At 70.7% G+C, this 16,316-nt stretch carries 12 protein-coding genes and 1 pseudogene; 7 read left to right on the forward strand and 6 right to left on the reverse strand.

All coding sequences use genetic code 11. The features are described from left to right. Positions 1–271 precede the first annotated feature (271 nt). The 4 genes from FLX07_RS10195 (at position 272) to FLX07_RS10210 (ending at position 5,513) form a co-directional block, all read left to right on the forward strand. A complete protein-coding gene (locus tag FLX07_RS10195) occupies positions 272–1,735 on the forward strand; it encodes a zinc carboxypeptidase (protein ID WP_142569862.1) in 1,464 nt (487 codons plus the stop codon). A 146-nt stretch (positions 1,736–1,881) separates the two neighbouring features. Continuing rightward, positions 1,882–2,772 (forward strand): MurR/RpiR family transcriptional regulator, encoded by an 891-nt coding sequence (locus tag FLX07_RS10200; RefSeq protein ID WP_142569864.1) that lies wholly within the window; start codon positions 1,882–1,884, stop codon positions 2,770–2,772. 246 nt (positions 2,773–3,018) lie between these two features. After that, positions 3,019–4,491 carry an AAA family ATPase gene (locus FLX07_RS10205; protein WP_142569866.1) on the forward strand — a complete coding sequence of 491 codons (1,473 nt, stop codon included), beginning with the start codon at positions 3,019–3,021 and terminating at the stop codon, positions 4,489–4,491. Positions 4,492–4,586: 95 nt separating this feature from the next. Continuing rightward, positions 4,587–5,513, forward strand: a complete 927-nt coding sequence (locus tag FLX07_RS10210; protein ID WP_142569985.1) for an MBL fold metallo-hydrolase — start codon at positions 4,587–4,589, stop codon at positions 5,511–5,513. An 8-nt stretch (positions 5,514–5,521) separates the two neighbouring features. On the opposite strand, the gene FLX07_RS10215 is transcribed toward FLX07_RS10210, so the two are convergent. From FLX07_RS10215 to FLX07_RS10225, 3 genes are all read right to left on the reverse strand, one after another. Further along, positions 5,522–8,998, reverse strand: a complete 3,477-nt coding sequence (locus FLX07_RS10215) for a discoidin domain-containing protein (protein ID WP_142569868.1) — start codon at positions 8,996–8,998, stop codon at positions 5,522–5,524. Between the two features lie 18 nt (positions 8,999–9,016). Next, positions 9,017–10,801, reverse strand: coding sequence for a discoidin domain-containing protein (locus FLX07_RS10220; protein ID WP_142569870.1), 1,785 nt, complete (start codon positions 10,799–10,801; stop codon positions 9,017–9,019). A 248-nt stretch (positions 10,802–11,049) separates the two neighbouring features. Beyond that, positions 11,050–11,505 (reverse strand): MarR family winged helix-turn-helix transcriptional regulator, encoded by a 456-nt coding sequence (locus FLX07_RS10225; RefSeq protein ID WP_142569872.1) that lies wholly within the window; start codon positions 11,503–11,505, stop codon positions 11,050–11,052. Positions 11,506–11,610: 105 nt separating this feature from the next. Between FLX07_RS10225 and FLX07_RS10230 the strand changes: the two genes are divergently transcribed. Together FLX07_RS10230 and FLX07_RS10235 are read left to right on the forward strand one after the other, a co-directional pair. Continuing rightward, positions 11,611–12,648: an aldo/keto reductase gene (locus FLX07_RS10230; protein ID WP_142569874.1), complete on the forward strand. Its 1,038-nt coding sequence runs from the start codon at positions 11,611–11,613 to the stop codon at positions 12,646–12,648. Beyond that, positions 12,648–13,772 carry a Gfo/Idh/MocA family protein gene (locus FLX07_RS10235; protein ID WP_142569876.1) on the forward strand — a complete coding sequence of 375 codons (1,125 nt, stop codon included), beginning with the start codon at positions 12,648–12,650 and terminating at the stop codon, positions 13,770–13,772. Before FLX07_RS10230 ends, FLX07_RS10235 begins: the two co-directional genes overlap by 1 nt. 6 nt (positions 13,773–13,778) lie before the next feature. Here FLX07_RS10235 and FLX07_RS38975 read toward each other — a convergent pair. The 3 genes and pseudogenes from FLX07_RS38975 to FLX07_RS10250 all read right to left on the reverse strand — a co-directional run. After that, positions 13,779–14,113 (reverse strand): annotated as a pseudogene (locus FLX07_RS38975) (response regulator transcription factor); the annotation flags it as partial. Between the two features lie 100 nt (positions 14,114–14,213). After that, entirely contained in the window at positions 14,214–15,299 is a 1,086-nt protein-coding gene (pdhA, locus tag FLX07_RS10245; protein WP_229689558.1) for a pyruvate dehydrogenase (acetyl-transferring) E1 component subunit alpha, read from the reverse strand. A 174-nt stretch (positions 15,300–15,473) separates the two neighbouring features. Beyond that, the gene (locus FLX07_RS10250; protein WP_142569880.1) at positions 15,474–16,085 is read right to left on the reverse strand and encodes a TetR/AcrR family transcriptional regulator; all 612 of its coding nucleotides are present in this window, start codon (positions 16,083–16,085) and stop codon (positions 15,474–15,476) included. A gap of 106 nt (positions 16,086–16,191) precedes the next feature. Between FLX07_RS10250 and FLX07_RS38830 the strand changes: the two genes are divergently transcribed. After that, positions 16,192–16,316: Clp protease N-terminal domain-containing protein (locus FLX07_RS38830; RefSeq protein WP_139578418.1), on the forward strand; the 125-nt coding region annotated here is incomplete at its 3' end.

The raw sequence follows: 16,316 nt of genomic DNA on the forward strand, positions 1-16,316 counted from the left end.
TCAGACAGCGCTCAACGGAGACTGAGCTCCCGCCGTGGTTCTTCCCGCACCTTCGGTATTTCGTCCGGGTGCGAGAAATCACCGACGCATTGTCGGTACGTGCGGAGAAGGCCGCCGATCAGCGGTTGACAGGCTTACATTCACCCAACAGACTTACTGAAACTTTGCAGTCAGCGACTGTTCGCGAGATGTCGCGTACTGCCGAAAGACGGCTCGGAGAAAAGGATGCGTTTTCGTTTCCCGCTCGTCCGCGGCTGAGAAAGGTTTCAGTATGTCTTCAGGAGGCACGTCCCCCTCCACTGCCTCTGTCGTCAGGAAACGTGTTGTCACGCTGGCGCTGGGCGTCGGCTTTCTGGGAGGTCTCGGCATTCCGGCCGCCGGCGCGGATGTCGCCGCCGCCGCGCCGGGCCCCCAGGCGGTCGTCCAGGAGCAGGCGCCGAGCCTGCCCAGCGGGCGGACCACCTACCGGACGATCACGGACTACAACGACGAGATGCTGGCGCTGAGCGCCCGGCATCCCGGTCTCGTCAAGCACATCACGCTGCCGCACAAGACCCGCCAGGGCCGGGAGGTGTACGGCATCGAGGTCACCCACGACGTCGGCGCCGCCGACGGCAAGCCGGTCCTGCTGATGATGGGCGTCCACCACGGCAACGAGTGGCCCTCCGGCGAGCACACGATGGAGTTCGCCTACGACCTCATCGGCAACGACGGCAAGGACCCCCGGATCACGCGTCTGCTCGACACGGCGCGGGTCATCTTCGTCCCGGTCGTCAACGTCGACGGGTTCGTCATCAACCGGCGTACGAGCTGTGGCCTGTCCCCGACGTGCGCGAGCAACGCCGGCGTGGACATCAACCGCAACTACCCCTTCGGCTGGGGCAGCAACGCCGGCTCCAACGCGACGACGCGTGGCCCGGGGCCCGGCTCCGAGCCCGAAGTGCAGAACATCATGGACCTGACCAAGAACAACCAGGTCACCGTCCTGATCACGAACCACACCTCCGGCCACACCGTCCTGCGCCCGCCGCTGGAGAAGCGCGCGGGCGACGCCCCGGACGAGGCCGTCTACGCCGCCCTGACCGACGCGATCACGGCCCAGAACGGCTACACCGGCATGAAGTCGGGCTTCGACTACGAGACGACCGGCGAGACCCCTGACTGGTCGTACTACGCGACCCGCGGCCTCGGGTTCACCTTCGAGATCATGAAGACCCAGTCGACCAACAACACCTACTCCGAGGTGATCGAGGACTACACGGGCACCGGTCGCTACGAGGGCAAGTCGAACCGCGAGGCGTTCATGGTGGCACTGGAGTACGCGGCCGATCCGGCGGCGCACTCCGTCATCACCGGCAAGGCGCCGAAGGGCGCGGTCCTGAAGGTCACCAAGGACTTCGACCTGTGGACCGCGCCGATCCGGCAGGCGGGCGACGTCCTCGACCCGCCCCAGAGGGTCCCCACCCACCTGGAGTCGACGCTGGTCGCGCCCACCAACGGCAAGTTCGCCTGGCACGTCAACCCGTCCGTACGGCCGGCTCCGGCCTACACCGAGGCCGGCGTCGTCGCCACCGGGCCGGGTAACTTCATCAAGGAGAGTTGGACGCTCACCTGCGCCCGCCCGACCGGCGAGGTTCTGGAAACGGTGCACGTGACCGTCGACCGGGGCGAGAAGGTCGACGTGCGGCTGCAGGAGTGCAAGACGAGGTTCAACGGCAACGGCCCGAAGAACTGACCGACATCACGACGCGACGTAGCCGGGCGGTCCCTGCGGGGGCCGCCCGGCGGCGTTGCATCCGGCAGGCGCTTCGCGATTCATGAGTAGGGCGACCGGCCCGAGGGCCGGGTTCGCCACTCCTCGAAGAAGGGAAGTGTTCCAGGATGAGGCACGTCCCAGAGACCGGCCGGTCGCTCGCCGTGCTGGACGCCTCCCGGATCGTCGCGAACCTGCGCACGCTCTTCGACGGGCGCCGTCTCTCGCCGTCGCAACGCCGGATCGCGCGCTACCTGCTGGACAACGCGCAGGAGGCCGTCTTCTTCACCAGTGCGGACCTTGCCGAACGCGCCGGCGTCAGCCAGCCGTCGGTCACGCGCTTCGCCGCCGCGCTCGGGTTCCGCGGGTTCCCGGAGTTCCGGGAGGCGCTGCGCACCTCCGTGTTCGGCGAACGGCCGCCGGCCGAGAAGGGCGACGGCTACAACGAGATCCAGGAGCTGGTCAACTCCGAGATCCGCGACCTCGAACGGCTGCGCGACGGCCTGGCCGATCCCGGTCAGCTCCGGCGGGTGGCCGACCGGCTGGCCAGGTCGAGCCCGCTCCTGGTCATGGGCCTGCGGATCAGCGCGCCGCTGGCGCATCTGTTCGGCTACCTCGCCGAGAAGGTGCTCCCGGACGTACGCGTCCTGGACGTGCCGGGCTCGATCCTGGAAGACCGGCTGAGCAGGGCGGCGGAGTCGGGTGCCCAGTGGGTGCTCGCCATCGGACTGCCGCGCTATCCGCGTGAGCTGGCGGAGGGGCTCGTCTGGGCGCGGCGGGTCCGGCTGAAGGTCGCCCTCGTCACCGATCAGCCGGTGGGCCGGCTCACCGAACTCGCGGACGAGGTCCTGCTGGCCCCGGTGAGCTCGGGCTTCGCGTTCGACTCCCACGCCGGCCCCACGGTCCTGTGCACCGCGCTGCTGCACACCATGCTGGACACCCTCGCCGCCGAGGGACAGGCCCGGCTGGAGGCGTTCGACGACAGGGCCGCGGAGCGTCAGGTCTTCCTCACCGGCTGACCCGGCGACCGCGTCGCGGTGCTGGAGATCGCCAGGGACTCGGAGCCGCTGCGCCGCGCCGTCGCCTTCGTTGCCTCGGGCCCGCGTGCGAGGCCTTCCGCCCGGTGGCGGACCACGTGTTCCCGCTGGAGGAGGTCGTGGAGGCTCACCGGCACTGCTGGACACCGCGGAGCGGGCGTCCGTACAGCCCGGCTCTTTTAGGACTACAGTTTATATAACTGTAGTCCTATACCTGTGAGTGTGCCCATGGACAAGCCGGTCGGGATGTTCGACCGCGACTACGAATGGTCCGCCTTGACGCGGTTCATCACCGACGAGCAACCGGGCGCGACTCTCGGAGTGGTCTCCGGGCGACGGCGCCAGGGCAAGACCTTCCTGCTGGACGCGGCGTGTCGTGCCGCAGGCGGCTTCTACTTCGGAGCGACCGAGGCGGCCGATGCCGAATCGCTGCGCCGGTTGAGTGCCGCGCTGACCGCCCATGCCCGCCCTGCCACCCCGTATCACTTCGCCGACTGGTCCGAAGCCCTCGACGCACTCCTGGCTCTTGGCTCCGAGCGGCCCACCTCCGTCGTGATCGACGAGTTTCCCTACCTCGCACGGGCGAACCCGGAGTTGCCTTCCCTCATCCAGGAGGCGTTCCGGCCGATGCGGGATCAGCGCACCACATCCCGTACGCGTCTGTTGTTGTGTGGTTCGGCGCTGTCCTTCATGGGCCGGCTCTTGTCCGGGAACGCGCCGTTGCGCGGACGGGCGGGGCTGGAACTGCTCGTCCGTCCGCTCGACCACCGTCTGGCCGCCGAGTTCTGGGAGATCTCCGATCCGGCGCTGGCTTTCAAGGTCAACGCCGTTGTCGGCGGCACGCCCGCCTATCGTCGCGAGTTCGCACGGGGTGACACTCCGGCGGGACCGGAAGACTTCGACGACTGGGTGGTCCGCACTGTGCTCAACCCGGAGACACCCCTGTTCCGCGAAGCCCGCTATCTGCTTGCCGAGGAGCCGGACCTGCGTGACAGCGCCCTGTATCTGTCCGTGCTGGCGGCCGTCGCCGACGGCAACGCCACGCGCGGGGGCATGGCCGGCTACCTGGAACGCAAGGCGACGGATATCGCGCATCCCATCAACGTGCTCGAAGACGCAGGCCTGCTGCACCGCGATTCGGATGCGTTCCGGGACAACCGCGCCACATACCGCATCTCCGAACCGTTGATCCGCTTCTACCACGCCATCATGCGGCCGGTCTGGGACCAGCTGGAGCGACCGGGCAGCGCCGCCCGGGTCTGGCAGGCCAGCCGCCGCCGCTTCGTCAGCAATGTCCTCGGCCCGCATTTCGAGCAGATCTGCCGGGAGTGGTCGCTGCATCATGCCGATCCCGACCTGTTCGGCGGGCTGCCTGCCCGCGTCGGTCACGGTGTCGTCCACGATTCCAAGGCCAGAACCGGTCACGAGGTGGACGTGGCCGTGATCGGCATCGCTGACGGCGGCAAGCCGCCGCTCCTGGCCATCGGCGAAGCCAAATGGAATGACACGATGGGAATCGCCCACGTCGAACGTCTCCGGCACATCCGCGACTTGATCGCCGCGTCCGGCCGTTACGACACTACGCGTACCCGTCTCGTCTGCTTCAGCGGCGCCGGATTCAACGACAAGGCGGCGGCCCAGGCGAGCGCCTCACCCGATGTGCACCTGATCGACCTCCCGGCTCTGTACGGCCGGAGCTGACGGGCGAGCGCAAGGCCATCCCCCGAGCGGGGACGTGGGCCTCCGTCGATAGGGTCCCCTGGGGTAGGACGCCGACGAGGGGGATCGTGAACGTGATGGAGCGGGCCGACGGGGCTGGGCTGCGTGAAGTGGTGCCGGGAGTCTTCGCCTGGGTGCAGCCGGACGGCACCTGGTGGGTGAACAACGCCGGAGCCGTGGCGGACGACGACGGCGTCCTGATCGTCGACACCTGCGCGACCGAGGCGCGCACCCGGCGCTTTCTCGGCGTGGTCGCCGAGGCTACCGGCGGCGCCCCGGTCCGGATGGCGGTGAACACCCACCAGCACGGGGACCACTGCTACGGCAACAGCCTGCTCCCGTCCGACACGGTCGTCTTCGGGCACGCGGCGATGCGGGAGGCGTTGCTGGCCGATCCGATCATCGACGGCTGCCCGCCGGCGTGGACGCCGGTGCCCGACTGGGGACACGTGACGCGCCGCCCGCCGTCGGTGGTCTTCACCTCCGAGCTGACCGTCCATGTGGGGGCGCGCCGCGTCGAGCTGCGGCATCCCGGTTACGCCGCCCACACTCCCGGGGACGTGGTGGCCTGGCTTCCCGGCGAACGGGTGCTGTTCGCCGGGGACCTGCTGTTCAACGGGCTCACCCCGATGGTGCTGATGGGGTCGGTCGAGGGGGCGCTGCGGTCGCTGGACTGGCTGGCGGCCTTCGCACCCGAGCACGTCGTGCCGGGACACGGGCCGCTCGCCACCGCCTCCGAGCTGCCGGAGGTCCTGGCCGCGCACGAGCGGTACTACCGCTTCGTCCTCGACACCGCCCAGGCGGGACGTGAGAACGGGCTGACCCCGCTGGCCGCCGCGCAGGCGGTGGACCTGGGGGAGTTCGCCGGATGGGCGGACGCCGAGCGCCTGGTGCTCAACCTGCACCGCGCCTACGCCGAAGCCGAAGGCGGCGAGGTGGATCTCCTCGCCGCCTTGGGCGACGCCATGACCTGGAACGGCGGGCCGCTGCCCACTTCAGTCTGAAGCGGGCGTCACGACCAGCCCTGCAGGCCGGCTCCGTACGGATAGAGGGGGTTGCCGTAGGTGGTGGGGACGGTCTGGCCCGCGTCGATGCGGGCCCGGATCTCCGACCGCTGGGCGGCGGTCGCGCCCAGGTCGTAGGGGAGGTTCCAGTCCTCGACGGCGTCGGCGAGCACGTCGCCGCCGCCCGCCTTGAGGACCTGGTCGAGGCTGCGCGGCAGCTGCCACGGCAGGCGCCCGCGCGGCGTGTAGTCGCCGAACAGGAGCGAGGCCGTGGCCGGGCCGACCTCCTCACCGCCCCGGTACGTCACGACGATGGCGTCGGCCAGGCCGTTCCACTCGCTGATGACGATGGGCCGGGGGAGGGTCAGCACGACCACCACCGGGACGCCCTGGTTCTTGAAGTTCTGGATGACGGCCAGCTGGTCGGCGGGCAACTGGGGCTGCTCCTTCACCCAGGCGGTGGCGTGCGTGTAGGTCGGCTCGCCGACCGCCACGATCGCGAGCGTGGGTGAGGGCCCGGTGTCCTGGTAGACGTTGACGCCCGTGGTGGCCGCCCGCGCCCTGACCGCGTCGAGGAGGGTCTGCGAGCCGTACTCCTGGTGGAAGAAGCTCGTCCAGATGCAGCAGGCCGATCCGTCGGCGGCCCGTGGGCCGGCCACCACGACGTTGTCGCCCGCCTTGAGCTTCAGCGGCAGCACGCCGTTGTTCTTGAGCAGCGTGACGGACTCACGGGCGGCCTGGTTGGCGAGCGCGACGTACGACGGCTGGTGGAAGCGGTAGGGCCCGTTCACCGGGTCGCCGTACGGGTGCTCGAACACGCCGAGCGTGAACTTCAGGCGCAGGATCCGGGTGACCGCGTCGTCGATCCGCGCGATCGGGACTCCTGCGAGGAAGGCCGCCATGGTGAACCCGGTGGCTCCGGGGTCGGCGCCGCCCATCACGTCGGAGCCGGCGTTCGCGGCCTTGACCCAGACCGACGACGGCAGCCAGTCGGTGGTGATGAGACCGGTGTAGCCGAGGTTGGTCCGCAGGTAGTCGAGGATCGGCTTGCTGTCGCCCGCGCCCGAGCCGCCCGGGTCGAGGTAGGAGCTCCCGGCGTACCCCGGCATGATGTTGACCGCGCCCGCCTCCATCGCGGCCCTGAACGGGATCATGTGGTACTTGATCGTCACCGCGTCGTAGGTGATCCCGGCCTCGCCGCCCGCGCCCTCGCCCGGCCAGTGCTTGACGGTCGCCAGCACCGAGGCGGGGTTGAGCTCGGGGCCGCCCTGCACCCCGGCCACCAGCGCGCGGACCTGGGCGGCCGCGACGTCGGCGTTCTCGCCGTTGCCCTCCTGGATGCGGGGATAGAGGACCTTGGTGCCGACCTCGGCGAGCGGGCCGAGCACGCCGCGCGCCCCGACCTCCAGCTCCTCACGGCGCTGCATGTCGCCGAGCTTGTAGTCGAGCGCGTAGTCCTTGCCCGCCGCGAGCGTGCTCTGCAGCGGATAGGTGGTCTGGTATCCGGCGATGGTGTCGCCCGCCGAGACGGGCGGGATGCCGAGCCGGGTTCCGGACGCGCTCAGCAGCACGGCGTGCAGGTCGTTCGGCAACGCCGGGCCGAAGTGCCAGCCCGACAGCGGGTAGGTCTGGGCGTTGTAGAACATCTGGTACGCCTTCTCCTCGGGGGTCATCCTGCCGAGAAGGTCGTTGACGCGGGTTTCGACGGGCAGCCGCCAGTTCTCGTACGGCTCGATCGCGCCGTTCTTGTTGAGGTCGCGGGCGCCGTTGACGATCGCGACGCCGTCGGCGACCTGCTCGACGTCGGGCAGGTAGAGGCTGAAGGTGCGGATGTTCGACGTCGTCCTGCCGCCCGAGCCGCTCACCGCGACGACATACCACTTGTACGTCCACCGGTCGGGGATGTCCCAGGTGGGGGTGTAGCTCGTGCCGGTCGGCTCGGCGACCTTGGTGTAGAGGTCGATCAGGTTGCCCGAGGCGGTGAAGTCGTAGTCGGTGCGGCTGACGTTCAGCCAGACTTCGTAGCGCACCGCGCCGGAGACGGCCGCCCAGGAGAACGCCGGCCGCCGGGTGTCGGTGATCATGGCCCTGTCGGCGGGGGCCGACAGCGCGAACTGACCGGTGGTCGCCGGGGCCCTGGTCGGCGCGGACAGCAGGGGCGCGGTCGTGGCCGCCGTGTCCACAGTGCCGAAGACCTGGAACTCCCACAGCGAGTACCCGTAGCCCGTCGCCCGGGCGGTGCCGACGAAGCGGACGTAGCGGCCGTCGCCGGTGACGTTCAGGTTCTCGACGCCGCCCCTGCCGCCGGTGGTGGTGTGGATCGGCGTCCACGACGTGCCGTTCGCGGAGACCTCGATCCGGTAGCCGGTGGCGTACGCGGACTCCCAGTTGAGCGTGACGCCGGTGATGTGCCCGGCGCCGCCCAGGTCCACCCGCAGCCACTGGTCGTCGGAGTACTGGCTCGACCAGCGGGTCGTCGTCCGTCCGTCGAGCGCCGCCGCCGGGGCGTTGCCGCCCTCCCAGGATGAGGCCGTCACCTGCTTGTACGCCGAGATCGGCGTGCCGCTCGGTGGTGGGTCGGTGGTGCCGCCGCCGCTGGTGTGGACGGCGAACTCCCACAGCGAGTAGCCGTAGCCGGTGGCGCGGGCGGTGCCGTACAGGCGGACGTAGCGGCCGGTGCCGCTGACGGTGAGGGTCTGGGTGCCGCCGGTGCCGGAGGTGGTGCTGTAGAGGTCGGTCCAGGTGGAGGCGTTGTCGGAGATCTGGATCTTGAAGGCGGTGGCGTAGGCGGTCTCCCAGGTCAGGACGACCTTGCAGATCGTCCTGGCCGAGCCGAGGTCGACCTGGAGCCACTGGGGGTCGGCGGCGGCGCTCGACCAGCGGGTGCCGGGGTCGCCGTCCACGGCCGCCGACGCGGGCGTCCCGGCGTTCTCGGTGGACGAGGCGGTGGCAGGCCGGTTCAGCGCGGCGTTGGAGCCGGCGCAGCCCGAGGACGTGCCCGTCGTGCCGTAGACCTGGAACTCCCACAGCGAGTAGCCGTAGCCGGTGGCGCGGGCGGTGCCGTACAGGCGGACGTACCGGCCGGTGCCGGTGACGGTGAGGGTCTGGGTGCCACCGGTCGCGGTGGTGGTGGAGTAGAGGTCGGTCCAGGCGGAGGCGTTGTCGGAGATCTGGATCTTGAACGATGTGGCGTAGGCGGTCTCCCAGTTGAGAATGACCTGGCTCAGCGTCGCCGTGGTCCCGAGGTCGACCTGGAGCCACTGCGGGTCGCCGAAGGCGCTGGACCATCGGGTGCCCGTATCGCCGTCCACCGCCGCGGAGGCGGGGGTGCCGGCGTTCTCGGTGGACGAGGCCGTCGCCGTCCTGCCCTGCGACAGCAGGACGGGCGCGGCGTACGCGGGCCCGGCGACGACGCTCGCGAACAGCGCGAGCGCCGCGGCCAGGACGAGGGAGAGCCCGCGCCGGAGCGTGAGGGGGTGTGTCATGGCGTCTCCTGCCTGCCGCTACCAGCCGACCGCGACCAGCAGCCACTGCGGGTCGCCGTGCGAGATGAACGAGGACTGGCCCGCGTAGTCGTCGTAGGGGAAGCCGTAGGCGAGCTTGCCGATCGCGTGGTCGTGCCAGAACTTCGCGTAGTAGTTCGCCGGCGCGGCCTTGTAGTAGTTCGACGCGTCCGACTGCTGGGCGTCGGACAGCCCGGCGACGTGCCGGTTCAGCGCCGCGCACATCTTCGGCGCCTCGGAGAGCGGCCCGGCGCACCCGGTGACCTGCGAGGTCGTCGCCGTCACGCCCTGCTGGGCGGCGTAGCCGGTGAAGTAGTTCGCGTACGCCCCGCCGGGCTGGAAGATCGACGCGCTGCCCGGGGCCGGGATGCGGTACGGCGCCTGCACCTGGGCCAGTTGCTTGAACTCGGTGGGGACCTCGTCGATGAACCGCTGGAACGTCGCCGCGCGGGACTCGGCGAACGTGGCGTAGTCCTCGCCGACCGCCACGTCGTAGCCGTCGCGGGCGTGCAGGCGCATCGCGAGCTTCAGGCCGAACGCGTCCACCCGGGTCGTGTTGCCGTTGAACACCGACGGCCCGACGGTGAACTCGATGAAGTCGTAGTACTGGCTGTTGGGGGAGCCGAGGTAGAAGTACATCCGGCCCGCCGTGTTGGCCGGCATGTCGAAGTAGGGCTGCTCGGCGATCGAGTGGACCTGGCCGTTGTAGCTCCAGTAGACCTGCGAGTCGGGATACTGCCCGTTGGTCCGGTTGAGGATCTTGACCATGACGACGTTCCCGGCCGCCGGGATGGTCGAGGTGTCGCCCCAGAAGGCGTCGGGCGGGGTCGTCGGGCCGGTCGTCGGATCAGTCGTCGGATCCGTCGAGCCGCCCGTGGTGTTCACGGTGAAGCTCCACAGCGAGTAGCCGTACGCGGTGGCGCGGGCGGTGCCGTACAGGCGGACGTAGCGGCCGGTGCCGCTGACGGTGAGGGTCTGGGTGCCGCCGGTGCCGGTGGTGGTGCTGTAGAGGTCGGTCCAGGTGGAGGCGTTGCCGGACGCCTGAATCTTGAATGCGGTGGCGTGGGCGGTCTCCCAGGTCAGGACGACCTTGCAGATCGTCCTGGCCGAGCCGAGGTCGATCTGGAGCCACTGGGGGTCGCTGAACGCGCTGGACCAGCGGGTCGCGCTGTTGCCGTCCACGGCGGCGGACGCGGGCGTCCCGGCGTTCTCGGTGGACGATGCGGTCGCGGGCCTGCCCTGGGCGGCGTCGGCCGTGCCGCAGGCGGTGCCGGACGTCGTGCCGTAGACCTGGAACTCCCACAGGGAGTAGCCATAGGCGGTGGCGCGGGCGGTGCCGTACAGGCGGACGTAGCGGCCGGTGCCGCTGACGGTGAGGGTCTGCGTGCCGCCGGTGCCGGTGGTGGTGGAGTAGAGGTCGGTCCAGGCGGAGGCGTTGTCGGAGACCTGGATCTTGAACGATGTGGCGTAGGCGGTCTCCCAGTTGAGGACGACCTGGCTCAGTGTCGCGGAGGTTCCGAGGTCGACTTGGAGCCACTGGGGGTCGCCGAAGGCGCTGGACCATCGGGTGCCGGTGTTCCCGTCGACGGCGGCCGACGCCGGTGTGCCGGCGTTCTCGGTGGACGAGGCCGTCGCGGTCCTGCCCTGCGACAGCAGCGCGGGCGCGGCCGTCGCCGGCGTGGACACGGCCGCCGCGGCGACGACGCAGGCCACGACCAGGACCAGTGCGCTGAGCGCGGCCGTCAGGGCGCGGCGCGTGGGATGGATCCTCGAACGCTGTCTCATGATGGCGATTCCTCTTCGGGGGGTGAACGAGGCGAGCCCTGCCCCAGACAATGATCGCCTTCGATACTTAGGTCAATACTTGAATTTAGTGCGCAAGGAAACGATCTTGACCTACGACATCCACTGTCGCCGACAGCCGGGAGTTGCGGTGAGCGGGCGCGTGATCCTCGGCGCTGATCCTCGGCGGTGGGGACGGCCGGGTTCGGCGGGCGGCGGTTCACTCCTGGTCTTCGGGGCCCGGGGGCACGTCAGAGCCGGCTGAACACGGAGGTCAGCGTTTCGATCTCCTGTGCGGAGAGCTTGCCGGTGAGGTGGCGGCGTACGGCGGCGTCCAGGCCGGGGTGCACGGCGGCGATGGCCGCGCGCCCGGTGCCGGTGAGGGTGACGATGACGCCGCCGGCGCGCTCGCGGGCGACCAGTCCGCGGGCGCTCATGCGGGTGAGCTGGTGGGAGATGCGCGTGCGGTCCCAGCCGAGCGACGCGGCGAGCTCGCTCTGGCGCAGGGCGCCCCCCGCCTTGTTGAGGTTGACGAGGATCGTCAGGTCCGGCTCGGACAGGCCCGCCGCCTCGGCGGCGTCCGCGATCACGCGGGCTCGGACGACCTCGTGGGCGCGCTTGAAGGCGACCCAGAAGTCGACGGGCTCCGGCGCGGCTCCGGTCGCGGACCCGTCCGTTTCCGCGGTCTCTCCATCCTGTGTTGACATATCAACGTTCCTCTTCCTAGTGTTGAGATATCAACGCTAACAGAGGGCCGTGTTCGCGCCGGCCCCGTCGGCGGCGTCCATACTTCTCGGCCCACTGGAGGCGCCATGCACACCCGACCTCTTGGTACCGGCGGCCCTCGGGCCGCCCCTCTCGCCTTGGGCTGCGCCGGCATGTCGGACCACACCGCCCCCGCCGACGAGGCCGATGCCGTCGCCACTATCCGCACCGCCCTTGACGCCGGCGTCACCCTCCTCGACACCGCCGACTTCTACGGCATGGGCCACAACGAGGACCTGATCCGCCGCGCCCTCCGCGCCGCTGATCGCGACAAGGCGCTCCTCAGCGTCAAGTTCGGCGGTCTGCGCGACCCGGACGGAGCCTTCGTCGGCATCGAGGGCCGGCCCGCCCACGTGAAGAACGCGCTCGCCTACTCGCTGCGCCGCCTCGGCAGCGACCACGTCGACATCTACCGCCCCGCGCGCCTCGACCCCGGCACCCCGATCGAGGACACGATCGGCGCGATCTCCGAGCTGGTCCGGGCCGGGTACGTGCGCCACATCGGGCTGTCCGAGGTGGGCCCGGACACCATCCGCCGTGCCCACGCCGTGCACCCGATCTGCGATGTGCAGATCGAATACTCCCTGTTCAGTCGTGACCCCGAGACCAACGGCATCCTGGACACCTGCCGCGAGCTGGGGATCGGCGTCACCGCCTACGGGGTCCTCGCGCACGGCCTGCTCACCGGCGCCTACCGGCCACCCGCCGGAGGCGACCCGCGCGCCGGCTGGCTGCCCCGCTTCCACCCCGGCAATCTCCCCGCGAACCTCGCCCTCGTGGACCGGCTGCGGCCGCTCGCCGACGCGCACGGTATCAGCGTCGCGCAACTCGCCACCGCCTGGGTCATCGCCCAGAGCCGCGAACGCGGCGCCGTCGTGGCCGTCCTGGGTACCCGCCGGCCGCACCGCGTCGAGGAGGCCCTTGCCGCGACCGGCGTCGTCCTGACCGACACGGACCTCCGCACGATCGACGAGGCCGTCCCGGCGGACGCGGTGGCCGGAACCCGTTATGCCGCACCCCTCATGGCCCTGCTGGACAGCGAACGCACCGCTGTGCCGTCTACAGAAAGAACAGGCTGCGAATAATGAACACAACTGCGTCACCGCTTGCCGAACGTGCCCGGTCCGGGAAGCCGATCGGAGTAGGGATCATCGGGCTCGGGGCGAACGGAGGCTGGGCCGGGCGCTCCCACCTGCCGGCCCTGCGCGCCGTCCCCGGTTACGAGCTGAGGGCCCTGAGCGCGAGTTCGCAGCAGTCGGCGGAGCGCTCCGGACACAGGCACGGAGTGCCCCGCACCTTCGGAACGGCGGCCGAACTGGCCGCCTGCGACGAGGTGGACCTCGTGGTCGTGGCGGTGAAGGTGCCGCACCACCGGGAGCTGGTGCGGACGGCGCTGAGCGCCGGCAAGAGCGTGCTGTGCGAGTGGCCGCTGGGCAACGGGCTCGCGGAGGCCGCGGACATGGCGCGGCAGGCGCGCGACCACGCGGTGCCGACCGTCGTCGGGCTCCAGGCGCGGTCGCACCCGGCCCTCGCCTACGTGCGGGATCTCGTGGCCGACGGCTACGTGGGGGAGGTGCTGTCCACGACGGTCGTCGGCTCCGGCGGCGCCTGGGGCGCCACCGTCGGCCCCGGCGACCACCACGTGCTCGACGCCGCCAACGGCATGACACTGCTGACCGTCCCCTTCGCCCACACCCTCGACGGACTCGCGTCCGTCCTGGGAGAGCCCGAGGACCTGCGGATCCATCTGGCGTCGCGGCGTACGTCGGCCGTGGACACCGAGAGCGGACGGCCCGTGCCCATGACCGCCGCCGACCAGGTGGTGGCCTCGGGACGGCTGCCGGGCGGCGCGGTGGCCACCTTCCACTACCGCGGAGGCATGTCCCGGGGCGTCAACTTCCGGTGGGAGATCAACGGCACCGAGGGCGACCTCGTCCTCACCGCCCCGGTCGGCCATCTCCAGCTCAGCCCGATCACGATCGAAGGCGGCCGGGGGACGGCCACCGGGCTCGCTCCGCTGGAGGTGCCCGAGTCCTACGTCCGCGTCCCGCTACTGGACCCCCACGCCGACGCGCCGGCCTACGCGGTCGCCCACGCCTACCAGCGGTTCCTGGACGACCTGCGCGAGGGCGGCAGGCCGGGCGTGCCCGATTTCGCGCACGGCGCCGCCCGGCACCGCAGCGTCGAATCCGCCGTCACGACGGCGTGACCGGCGTCAGCCGCCGGGCCGCACCAGGCCGCTCTCGTAGGCCAGGATCACGAGCTGGATCCGGTCGCGGACGTCCAGCTTGGCGATGGCCCTGGCGACGTGGGTCTTGGCGGTCAGGGGGCTGATGACGAGGCGCTCGGCGATCTCGCCGTTGGACAGGCCGAGCGCGACGAGCCGCACCACCTCCAGCTCGCGGGTGGTGAGGGCGTCCAGCCGCCGCCCGGCGTCGGGCGCGAGGTCCTGCCGCCGGCGAACCGCTCGATGACGCGCCGGGTGACGCCGGGGGACAGGAGCGCCTCGCCGGCGGCCACCGCGGTCACCGCGCGGCGCAGCTCGGCCGGTTTGACGCGGACCGGCCGGAACGCGGACCGGCCTGAAGGGCGGCCTCGCCGTACGGATCGGTGTGCCGCGCCGGGTCCTGATCGCGTGAGCCGCCGGTGGTCAGGCGCCGGGCTCCTCGAAGCGGTCGAGATAGGCGGCGTACCAGGCGCGCTCCTCCTCCACCAGCGCGTGCCGATCGGCGTAGACGTGGTCGAACATGGCGTCCACCGGCGGGTCCGGCATGGCGATGATCCCGTCGCGCAGTTCGAGCGCCATGCGGTCGCCCTCCTCGTCGACCTCGGTGAAGAACGCCTCGTCGGCCATGCCCTCCCGCAGCAGGTACGCCCGTATGCGCGCGATCGGGTCCTTCTTCCGCCACTCGTCCAGCTCCTCGGCGGGCTGGTAACGGCCCGGGTCGTCGGAGGTGGTGTGCGGGCCCATCCGGTAGGTGTACGCCTCGATGAGGAACGGCCCGGCCCCGGAGCGCACGTGCCGCAGCGCGGCCCTCGTCACGGCGAGGCAGGCCAGCACGTCGTTGCCGTCCACCCGTACGCCGGGGAAGCCGAACCCCCGCGCGCGCTGGTAGATCGGCGCCCGGCTCTGCCGCCCGACGGGGTGGGAGATGGCCCACTGGTTGTTCTGGCAGAAGAACACCACCGGCGCGTTGAACACGGCCGCGAAGTTGAACGCCTCGCTGACGTCCCCCTCACTCGCCGCGCCGTCGCCGAAGTAGGCCACGACGGCCGAGTCGTCGCCGTCCCTGCGGACCCCCATGGCGTACCCCACGGCGTGCAGCGTCTGCGCGCCGAGGACGATCGTGTAGAGGTGGAAGCGGGTCTCCCGGGGGTCCCAGCCGCCGTTCGTCGTGCCCCGCAGCATGCCCATGAGCGCGAGCGGAGCGATGCCCCGGCACCAGGCGACGCCGTGCTCCCGATAGGAGGGGAACACGTGGTCGTCCGGCTCCAGTGCCCGGCCCGAACCGATCTGGGCGGCCTCCTGCCCCAGACAGGGGATCCACATCCCCAGCTCGCCGAGACGCTGGAGCGCGAATGCCTCCCGGTCGATCCGGCGCACCAGCGCCATGTCGCGGTACAGCCCCCGATACTGGCTCTTCGACAGGTCCAGGTCGTACTCGGGGTGCGCGACACGCTCGCCTTCGGGCGTGAGCAACTGGACCAGATCTTCGGCCTCGTCCTGGCGCCGCACGTCGTCTCCTCTCTGACAACGGTGACCGCTGCCCGGCGCACCGGACCCCTCTTCGTCGACGGGTTTGTCGCACCGTGCGCAGCCAATCATTGCGGCTGTGGCGCGCGAAGGTTCACACGGCGTGCCCGCCACGCCGGTGAGCTGCGGTTTTGTGTGACCGCCCATCGGCGGCGGTCAGCCGGCCGTGGCGGCGGGGCGCAGACCCGCGAAGACGATCGCGAGCGTACGGGCCCGCAGATCGGGCTCCCACCGGGTGTGCAGAGACGCCTGGCACACGCCGATCAGCAGGGCCATGACCTCCGGCACCCGGACGTCGGGACGTACGGCCCCGGCCTGCTGGGCCTTTCCGACGAGCACCTCGACGGCCTCACGCAGGGCGAGGACGGGCTTGGCGACGGTGACCGGGATGCCGGCCTGCGCGAGCAGGTCGACGACCGTCTTCTTCTCCGCGGCCTGCTCGACGGTGCGGGTGAAGAAGGCGAAGAAGGCGGTGGCGGGGTCGCCCTCGGCCGCGAGCGCCCGGGTCTCCTCGGTCAGCCTGACCGCGACCGCGTGCATGATCGCCTTCAGCAGGGACTCCTTGGTGGGGAAGTGCCGGAAGACGGTCCCGATCCCGACCCCGGCCTTCTGGGCGATCTCCTCGGTCGAGGCGGAGGGGCCCTTGGCCGCGAAGACCGCCTCGGCGGCCTCCAGGATGCGCGTACGGTTGCGCCGGGCGTCGGCGCGCAGCGTCCTGGCCGGCGCACCGGAGATGTCCGGCTCGGGAACGCGCTGGTCCTTCGGCATCCCTCGGCTCTCCCCACGCCTCGATTGACACACGGATCGGCCGCTTCATAGCCTGTAACCGAAGTGGAGACTCCGATTGTAGGTCACGCCGCAGCGAGGAGTGCAGATGTTCGAGAGGTTCACCGACCGTGCGCGGCGGGTTGTCGTCCTGGCCCAGGAAGAGGCTCGGATGCTCAACCACAACTACATCGGTACTGAGCACATTCTTCTTGGCTTGATCCATGAGGGTGA

This window comes from Microbispora bryophytorum, from assembly GCF_006874465.1.
Lineage (GTDB): Bacteria > Actinomycetota > Actinomycetes > Streptosporangiales > Streptosporangiaceae > Microbispora > Microbispora bryophytorum.

What these genes read in the sequence shown, in the direction of transcription:
- FLX07_RS10225 (WP_142569872.1), bottom strand. Translation starts at nt 11,505, where the DNA reads ATGTCAACACAGGATGGAGAGACCGCGGAAACGGACGGGTCCGCGACC.
- FLX07_RS10200 (WP_142569864.1), top strand. Translation starts at nt 1,882, where the DNA reads ATGAGGCACGTCCCAGAGACCGGCCGGTCGCTCGCCGTGCTGGACGCC.
- FLX07_RS10250 (WP_142569880.1), bottom strand. Translation starts at nt 16,085, where the DNA reads ATGCCGAAGGACCAGCGCGTTCCCGAGCCGGACATCTCCGGTGCGCCG.
- FLX07_RS10235 (WP_142569876.1), top strand. Translation starts at nt 12,648, where the DNA reads ATGAACACAACTGCGTCACCGCTTGCCGAACGTGCCCGGTCCGGGAAG.
- FLX07_RS10220 (WP_142569870.1), bottom strand. Translation starts at nt 10,801, where the DNA reads ATGAGACAGCGTTCGAGGATCCATCCCACGCGCCGCGCCCTGACGGCC.
- FLX07_RS10205 (WP_142569866.1), top strand. Translation starts at nt 3,019, where the DNA reads ATGGACAAGCCGGTCGGGATGTTCGACCGCGACTACGAATGGTCCGCC.
- FLX07_RS10215 (WP_142569868.1), bottom strand. Translation starts at nt 8,998, where the DNA reads ATGACACACCCCCTCACGCTCCGGCGCGGGCTCTCCCTCGTCCTGGCC.
- FLX07_RS10195 (WP_142569862.1), top strand. Translation starts at nt 272, where the DNA reads ATGTCTTCAGGAGGCACGTCCCCCTCCACTGCCTCTGTCGTCAGGAAA.
- FLX07_RS10230 (WP_142569874.1), top strand. Translation starts at nt 11,611, where the DNA reads ATGCACACCCGACCTCTTGGTACCGGCGGCCCTCGGGCCGCCCCTCTC.
- FLX07_RS10210 (WP_142569985.1), top strand. Translation starts at nt 4,587, where the DNA reads ATGGAGCGGGCCGACGGGGCTGGGCTGCGTGAAGTGGTGCCGGGAGTC.